Genomic DNA, 6,529 nt, shown 5'->3' with positions numbered 1-6,529 from the left:
TTTACGGTCGGCGAGAGGATAAACAAAGATACTGCAACGGTTATTATTGAAAAAACAGACTTCGAGATATTGGGATGTGCCCAGTTTATCTTTAGAGAGTTCTCCAAAATGCTAAAAGAGCACTACAATATTGTCTATATAAATGTAGGCGATGATATGGGGTTTGAGAACCTGCGCAAGGTCAAGATGTCATACCGTCCTTTCAAACTTGTTCCAAAGTATACGATCTACCAAAAATGATACTGAGAAAAGCCCAAAACGCAGACCTCTCTTCGCTTTGTGTGCTGGAGGAGGAGCTTTTTTTGCCGCAAAACTACCCTCTCTCCAGAGGCTCTTTTGCGTATCACATTAAAAACAATCTGCTCTATGTGGCGGAGGTAGATGGTGCTTTGGCGGGCTATGTCTTGGTGCTTATCAGGCGTAAAGATGCCAAACTCTACTCTTTGGGGGTAAGCACCTCCTACCGTAATAGAAAAATTTCGCAAAAGCTGCTTTTATTGGCATTAGAGGAGCTCTTAGCTTTAGGTTTTAAAAGAGTGCTTCTTGAAGTGCGAACTGACAATGAAGCGGCAATAGCTTTATATAAGAAGATGGGCTTTAGCGAGCTCAAAAAACTAAAAGCTTTTTACAGAGACGGCTGTGATGCCTATCTGATGGAGTTAAGATATGCCGACGACACATTACAAGCAGATATATAGCGATCTATTAAAAAGCAAACTGCTTAAACTTCAGGTTATCGTCCTTTTTGTAACTACATATATAGACTGGACGATCATGCCCTATATCACAAAGCTTGAAGGTATGTACCTTCCTGTCTTTATGATCAGTTTTTATATGCTCATAGGAGCTACCGACGGGCTTATACAGCCACTTTTTAAAAAGGTGAAAATATATAATATTTATCTTTTTGTAATTATTTTAGATATTATACAAATTCTCAGTTATTCGCTTTATATGGTGGATATAGTTATTTTTACATATATAATTTTGAGCATTTTTACCATTCAGGCGATCACGTTTGAGATATCGAGGGTTCACACAATCCACTTTATGAAAGATGAGATCGAGATAAAGGATTATCTGATCCTTAGATCTTTTTTTGTCTCATCGGCTATTATAGGCGGTGCCCTTACCGCTATGATATTTGACTATTTTGGCGTTAGATTAGGCGACATGCTGATCTTTCTTTCAGTTCTTGGAGTGTTGGCTATAGTCGTCGAATATATGCTCTATAAGAAGTTTAGAAATATCTTGCAGGATGAAGATACGATCATAGAGAGACAAAAAGTTTTACTAAACGAAAAGATAACATACTCAAAATAGTTATTGAAAATATTGGAGAATAGATGAAACTATCGTCACAGGAGCTTGTAGCCCTGCTTCGGGATAAGGCAAACAAGTACATAGAAGGCACAGATGCGACCGTACACCCATACGATATTGCAGAGGATCTGCTTGAGCTTCGTGATGAAGATGAAAGTCTCTATCTAGAGGAGCTCTCCAAGTTCCCGCAAGAGCTTCAAGCTCATGTTATGATAGAGCTGCCACGTCACTGCCATGAAGAGATACTCCAGCACTTTACGCCGAGCGAACTTGCATCTTTGGCAAACACGCTAGATACCGATGATGCGGCTGAGCTTATAAGAAATATAGAAGAGGTAGATGAAAAAATAGCGCAGGAGGTGTTAGAGAACCTTCCGCATAAAGATAGAGAAAACCTGCAGACCCTTATAGCCTACGATGAGTATGAAGCGGGTGCATATATGCAGACCGAGCTCTTTTCGGCATTTATAGATGAGCAGGTCGGAGACTCCATACGCCGCCTTAAACGTCTAAAGGCTCAAAAAGAGCTAGACAGCGTCTATCAGGTCTATGTAGTTACCAGAAATCGTAAATTTTTGGGCTCAATTCCTCTAGAAGATCTTATACTCCTCGGACCGAACGTAAACTATAGAGAGCTTGTAAGAGAAGGTGTAAATACTATCTCCGTAAAGGCTTTGGATGACATACATGATGTAGTAGAGGTCGCTTCAAAGTACGACATGGGGGTGATCCCGGTCACTGACGCAAAAGGAAAGCTTCTTGGGCGTATAACCTCTGATGACATCTACGACATCATTGAGGAGCGTGCAACGGGACAGCTCTATAACCTTGCGGGTGTTAATGAAGAGGCAGAGCAGGAGGAGAGCCTTTTTCACATAGGTAAATATCGTGCCTACTGGCTTGGCATAAACCTTATAACTGCTATTGCGGCATCCATCGTCATCGGTTTCTTTGATGCGACCCTGCAATCGCTTGTCGCACTTGCTGTACTGATGCCGATAGTGGCCTCTATGGGCGGAAATGCAGGAACGCAGACACTTACCGTAACGGTACGCCAGATGGCGCTCGGAGACATTAGCAGCGAAGATGCCAAAGAGACCATACTAAAAGAGGTCTATCTTGCTCTTATGAACGGCCTTATTTTTGCCGTGGTCATAGGCGTTATCGCCTGGATATGGTTTGCTCTGCCTCTTCTTGGAGTAGTAATAGCCGCCTCAATGGTTATAAATATCATCACGGCGGGATTCTTCGGCTCACTCATCCCTCTGCTTCTTCAAAAGGCAGATATCGACCCTGCAGTAGGCTCTTCCGTGCTTCTTACAACGGTTACGGACATTGTGGGCTTTTTTAGTTTTCTTGGATTGGCAACCATAATTTTGCTATAGTTCAAAGAAAAAAGCGGGTGTTAAAATGAGAAAATTGTTACTTAATCTTTTGCTTTTGTTTTTCTTTTCAGAGATTCTGAGCGCACAAAACAGCAGTAAAATGGATGATGAGGGGGCAGTCGTCTTTATGTACCACCGTTTTGGCGATAGCAGATACCCCTCAACAAATATAAGAATGGAGCAGTTTGAAGCTCATCTGCAGTATCTCTCGCAAAACGGCTACAATGTTTGGAGCCTCTCAAAGATAGTCCGCCATATTTTAGAGGGCAGAGAGATCCCAGAAAAAGTCGTTGCACTAACTATAGATGATGCCTATAAAAGCATATACACTAACGCGTTTGAAAAGTTTAAAAAGTATAACTTCCCTTTTACGGTATTTGTAAACAGTACACCGGCAGATAACGGCTCTAAAAATTATATGAGCTGGGATGAGATGAGAGAGATGCAGGCATTTGGAGCAGAGTTTGCAAACCACTCGACAACACATGACTATATGCTCCCAAAAGAGGGCGAAGATGAGCAGGACTGGAAAAAGCGAATAAAAGAGCAGATAGAGTCTGCACAAAAGAGGCTTCAAGAGGAGCTTGGAGAGACTACGAATGAAAACCCAAAGCTCTTCTCCTACCCTTTTGGAGAGTATACAAAAGAGAGTGCGGAGTATATCCAAAGCCTAGGGTATATCGGAATAACTCAGACGTCGGGCGCTATCGGGATGCATAGCGACACCAGGACTCTGCCGCGCTTTGCAATGTCGGAGGCATATGCGGATATGGACGGCTTTACTCTAAAGCTTAAAACTCTGCCTCTTCCTATAGATAGCGTCTCATCGATAGAACCTCTGGTAAAAGAGCAAAATCCTCCAAAACTTACCATAAAGCTCAAACATCCTCTAAAAAATGTAGGGTGTTACCTCTCCAGCGGAAAAGCGATAACCGTTGAGTGGCTATCGGATAGAGAGTTCAGCGTACAAACAGATGAAGCGCTAAAGGCTCCAAGAGACAGATATACCTGCACGGCTCCCTCAAACGATGGCAGATGGTACTGGTACAGCCATCTTTGGATAGTAAAATAAAAAGCTATCTGCTAAGCAGAATATCCTCTATCATCTTAACATAGGCACTGTTAGCGCCTATGTGATCCAAAACCTCTATTTTAATATCATACTTTTGTGAACACGAAGAGGCAAGATGCGGCACATCTTCTCTGACATGTTTTCCCGGAGCCAAAAAAAGAGGCAAAACTGTAACACTGCTAACGCCGGCTGTTTTTAACTTTTTTACCGCATCTTCAAAATCGGGCTCAGCCAACTCCAAAAAAGCGAGTTCAATATTTTCAATATTTGCCCGTAACTTCTCTAAAACCTCTCTTGTTGCGTCATTTGAGGCTTTGACCTTGCTACCGTGTGAGAGCAGTATGTATCCGTTCATTTTCAAACCTTAATTTATATACGAAAATATAACATAATTGCGTTTACACGCACCGTTTATGGTTCAATTAAATAAAACAATCGTATCATTAAAACCGTTATAAGTGCCATTAAAGTAAAAAACAGAGTTAGAGAGAGTTTGGGATGAGCTATAAACCGCCATATGCTATTACATCAAAAATAATAGATTTAATAAGCAAGATAAGTCTTAATATCGGCAAACTTGAAGCAAAGGAAGCAGATACAAATTTGCCAATGCTTAGAAAAATTAATCAAATAAGAACTATTACAGGAACTCTTCAAATAGAGGGAAATACGCTTGATGAAGATAGAATTACAGCTCTGCTTGAAGGCAAGAGAGTACTCGGAACGGTTAATGAACTTGCAGAAGCAAAAGGGGCGATAGCTCTTTATAAGCAGATACATACTTTAAACTTCCTTGATGAAAAAGACTTGCTAAAGTCCCATAAAATCTTGATGGACGAGCTTCTTAAAAAAGCCGGAAGCTATAGAAATAGTGATGTGGGTGTCGGTGGTAGAGATGGTGTGGTGCATGTTGCACCGCCACAATCGCAAGTGCCAAGTCTCATGGATGATTTGTTTGCTTGGCTAAAGGCAACAGATGAACATCCTCTTATCTCAAGTAGCGTATTTCATTATGAATTTGAATTTATTCACCCTTTTGCAGATGGAAACGGTCGCATGGGAAGATTTTGGCAAAGTTTGATATTGCAAAGTTGGAATAGTACTTTTAGTATTATCCCGATTGAGAGTATTGTTAGAGACAAACAACAAGAGTATTATAAAGTGCTAGAAATTTGCGGAAGCGATGGAGAAAGCACTGTTTTTATAGAGTTTATGCTTGAGTCTATATTTGAAGCAATAGAAAAGGTCGGTAATAGAGTCGGTAATAGAGTCGGTAATCTTACCCAAAATCAGCAAATAATAGTAGAACAAATAATGCAAAACAGTAAAGTTTCTGCAGATAAATTATCTGATGTTGTCGGCATATCAAAAAGAAAAATAGAAGAAAATTTAGCAAAACTCAAAGAAAAAGGGATACTGCAAAGAGTTGGTGGAACCCGCGGACACTGGGAAGTTTTGGAAAAAGAAATTTTAATTTAAAAACACAAACTAGGGAGGAGGCAGATGACCATATACATACACGGTTTTGGCGGTAGCGGTTGCGGCGTAAAGGCAGAGCTTTTTCGCACCTATTTCAAGAGCATAGATGAGCCATTTATCGCTCCCTCACTCTCTTATGTCCCGAATCTGGCTCTAAAAACGCTTGAGGAGATGATAGAGTCTTACGGCGGCAGTGTAAATCTTATCGGCTCATCTTTAGGCGGTTTTTATGCCATGTATCTGGCTGAGAAGTACGCTCTAAAAGCTGTGCTTATCAACCCGTCTGTAAAACCGTACGAGACACTAAAAAAAGTGCTCGGTATGGCACCGAATTTTTATGATGAGAGCAGTTTTGAATGGAGAGAGTCGCATATTGAGATGTTAAAAGGTTACAAAGCCGAACCTAAAAAGCAGGAGAACTTCTTTGTGTTGCTTCAAAAGGGTGATGAGCTGCTTGATTACAGAGAGGCCGTAAACAGACTGCCTAATGCCAAGTTTGCCATAGAAGAGGGCGGAAGCCACAGTTTTGAGAATATAGAGAAATATTTTGATGAGATAAAAGGGTATCTGATTGGTTGCGGAAACAGGATTTGAACCTGTGACCTTCGGGTTGTTGAAATCCGTCTTGTTTGACAAATAGATACTATAATTAGTATAATATTAGATACTGAATAAAGGATTTAAAATGCAACCGATTTTGTCGAACTACACTGCGAGTATAACTGAGCTAAAAAAATCTCCCACACAACTTTTAAATGAAGCTGGAGATGAAGCCATCGCCATACTTAACCATAATATACCCAGTGCTTATCTGGTTCCAAGTAAACTATATGAGAAGATGATGGAGATTATAGATGATTATTATCTTTCATTAGAAGTAGAAAAAGCTAAAAAGAGTGATGAAAAGCCAATAAGAGTAGATATAAATGAGCTATAATCTTGAATTTATGCCCCAAGCCCTCAAGGAATGGAAAAAATTAAACTCTACGATCAAAGAGCAATTTAAAAAGAAACTACAAGAACGACTAGAGAGTCCAAGAGTAGCAAAGGACAAGCTTTCCGGATATGAAAATGTATATAAAATCAAATTAAGAAATATTGGATACAGACTAGCATATGAAATAAAAGATGAGGAGGTTGTTGTTCTTGTGTTGAGCGTAGGGAAAAGAGAAAAAAATAAAATTTACGATAATCTTAAAGGTAGGTTATAATCCCTTGCTCTAGTTAATATATTTGTCATAGAGTCTATTATATTGGTTTATTGCTGTGT

10 protein-coding genes are annotated in these 6,529 nt (G+C 40.1%); 9 read left to right on the top strand and 1 reads right to left on the bottom strand.

The features are described from left to right. From RBR61_RS06030 to RBR61_RS06010, 5 genes are all read left to right on the top strand, one after another. A partial coding sequence (locus RBR61_RS06030; RefSeq protein ID WP_320342803.1) for a phosphatidylglycerol lysyltransferase domain-containing protein occupies positions 1 to 240 on the top strand: 240 nt, incomplete at its 5' end. After that, the gene (locus RBR61_RS06025; RefSeq protein WP_320342802.1) at positions 237 to 698 is read left to right on the top strand and encodes an N-acetyltransferase; all 462 of its coding nucleotides are present in this window, start codon (positions 237 to 239) and stop codon (positions 696 to 698) included. The genes RBR61_RS06030 and RBR61_RS06025, both read left to right, overlap by 4 nt. Beyond that, positions 667 to 1,323 (top strand): hypothetical protein, encoded by a 657-nt coding sequence (locus RBR61_RS06020; protein ID WP_320342801.1) that lies wholly within the window; start codon positions 667 to 669, stop codon positions 1,321 to 1,323. Before RBR61_RS06025 ends, RBR61_RS06020 begins: the two co-directional genes overlap by 32 nt. A gap of 23 nt (positions 1,324 to 1,346) precedes the next feature. Beyond that, complete coding sequence (gene mgtE, locus RBR61_RS06015) at positions 1,347 to 2,708, top strand: magnesium transporter (protein ID WP_320342800.1); 1,362 nt, start codon at positions 1,347 to 1,349, stop codon at positions 2,706 to 2,708. A 25-nt stretch (positions 2,709 to 2,733) separates the two neighbouring features. Next, the gene (locus tag RBR61_RS06010; protein ID WP_320342798.1) at positions 2,734 to 3,780 is read left to right on the top strand and encodes a polysaccharide deacetylase family protein; all 1,047 of its coding nucleotides are present in this window, start codon (positions 2,734 to 2,736) and stop codon (positions 3,778 to 3,780) included. Between the two features lie 4 nt (positions 3,781 to 3,784). Here RBR61_RS06010 and RBR61_RS06005 read toward each other — a convergent pair whose 3' ends face one another. Beyond that, entirely contained in the window at positions 3,785 to 4,135 is a 351-nt protein-coding gene (locus tag RBR61_RS06005; RefSeq protein WP_320342796.1) for a CbiX/SirB N-terminal domain-containing protein, read from the bottom strand. 143 nt (positions 4,136 to 4,278) lie between these two features. On the opposite strand from RBR61_RS06005, the gene RBR61_RS06000 reads away from it, so the two are divergent. The 4 genes from RBR61_RS06000 to RBR61_RS05985 all read left to right on the top strand — a co-directional run bounded on the left by RBR61_RS06000 (position 4,279) and on the right by RBR61_RS05985 (position 6,470). Beyond that, complete coding sequence (locus RBR61_RS06000; protein WP_320342795.1) at positions 4,279 to 5,259, top strand: Fic family protein; 981 nt, start codon at positions 4,279 to 4,281, stop codon at positions 5,257 to 5,259. Between the two features lie 24 nt (positions 5,260 to 5,283). After that, complete coding sequence (locus RBR61_RS05995) at positions 5,284 to 5,853, top strand: YqiA/YcfP family alpha/beta fold hydrolase (RefSeq protein WP_320342793.1); 570 nt, start codon at positions 5,284 to 5,286, stop codon at positions 5,851 to 5,853. A gap of 91 nt (positions 5,854 to 5,944) precedes the next feature. After that, positions 5,945 to 6,196: a type II toxin-antitoxin system prevent-host-death family antitoxin gene (locus tag RBR61_RS05990; protein ID WP_320342792.1), complete on the top strand. Its 252-nt coding sequence runs from the start codon at positions 5,945 to 5,947 to the stop codon at positions 6,194 to 6,196. Then, positions 6,186 to 6,470 (top strand): type II toxin-antitoxin system RelE/ParE family toxin, encoded by a 285-nt coding sequence (locus tag RBR61_RS05985; protein WP_320342790.1) that lies wholly within the window; start codon positions 6,186 to 6,188, stop codon positions 6,468 to 6,470. Before RBR61_RS05990 ends, RBR61_RS05985 begins: the two co-directional genes overlap by 11 nt. Positions 6,471 to 6,529: the final 59 nt, after the last annotated feature.

Origin of the sequence: Sulfurimonas sp., assembly GCF_034005705.1 — a bacterium.
In the GTDB taxonomy this organism is placed as follows: domain Bacteria; phylum Campylobacterota; class Campylobacteria; order Campylobacterales; family Sulfurimonadaceae; genus Sulfurimonas.
Note: the sequence above shows the minus strand (reverse complement) of the source record. Positions and strands in the feature narration are given on the sequence as shown.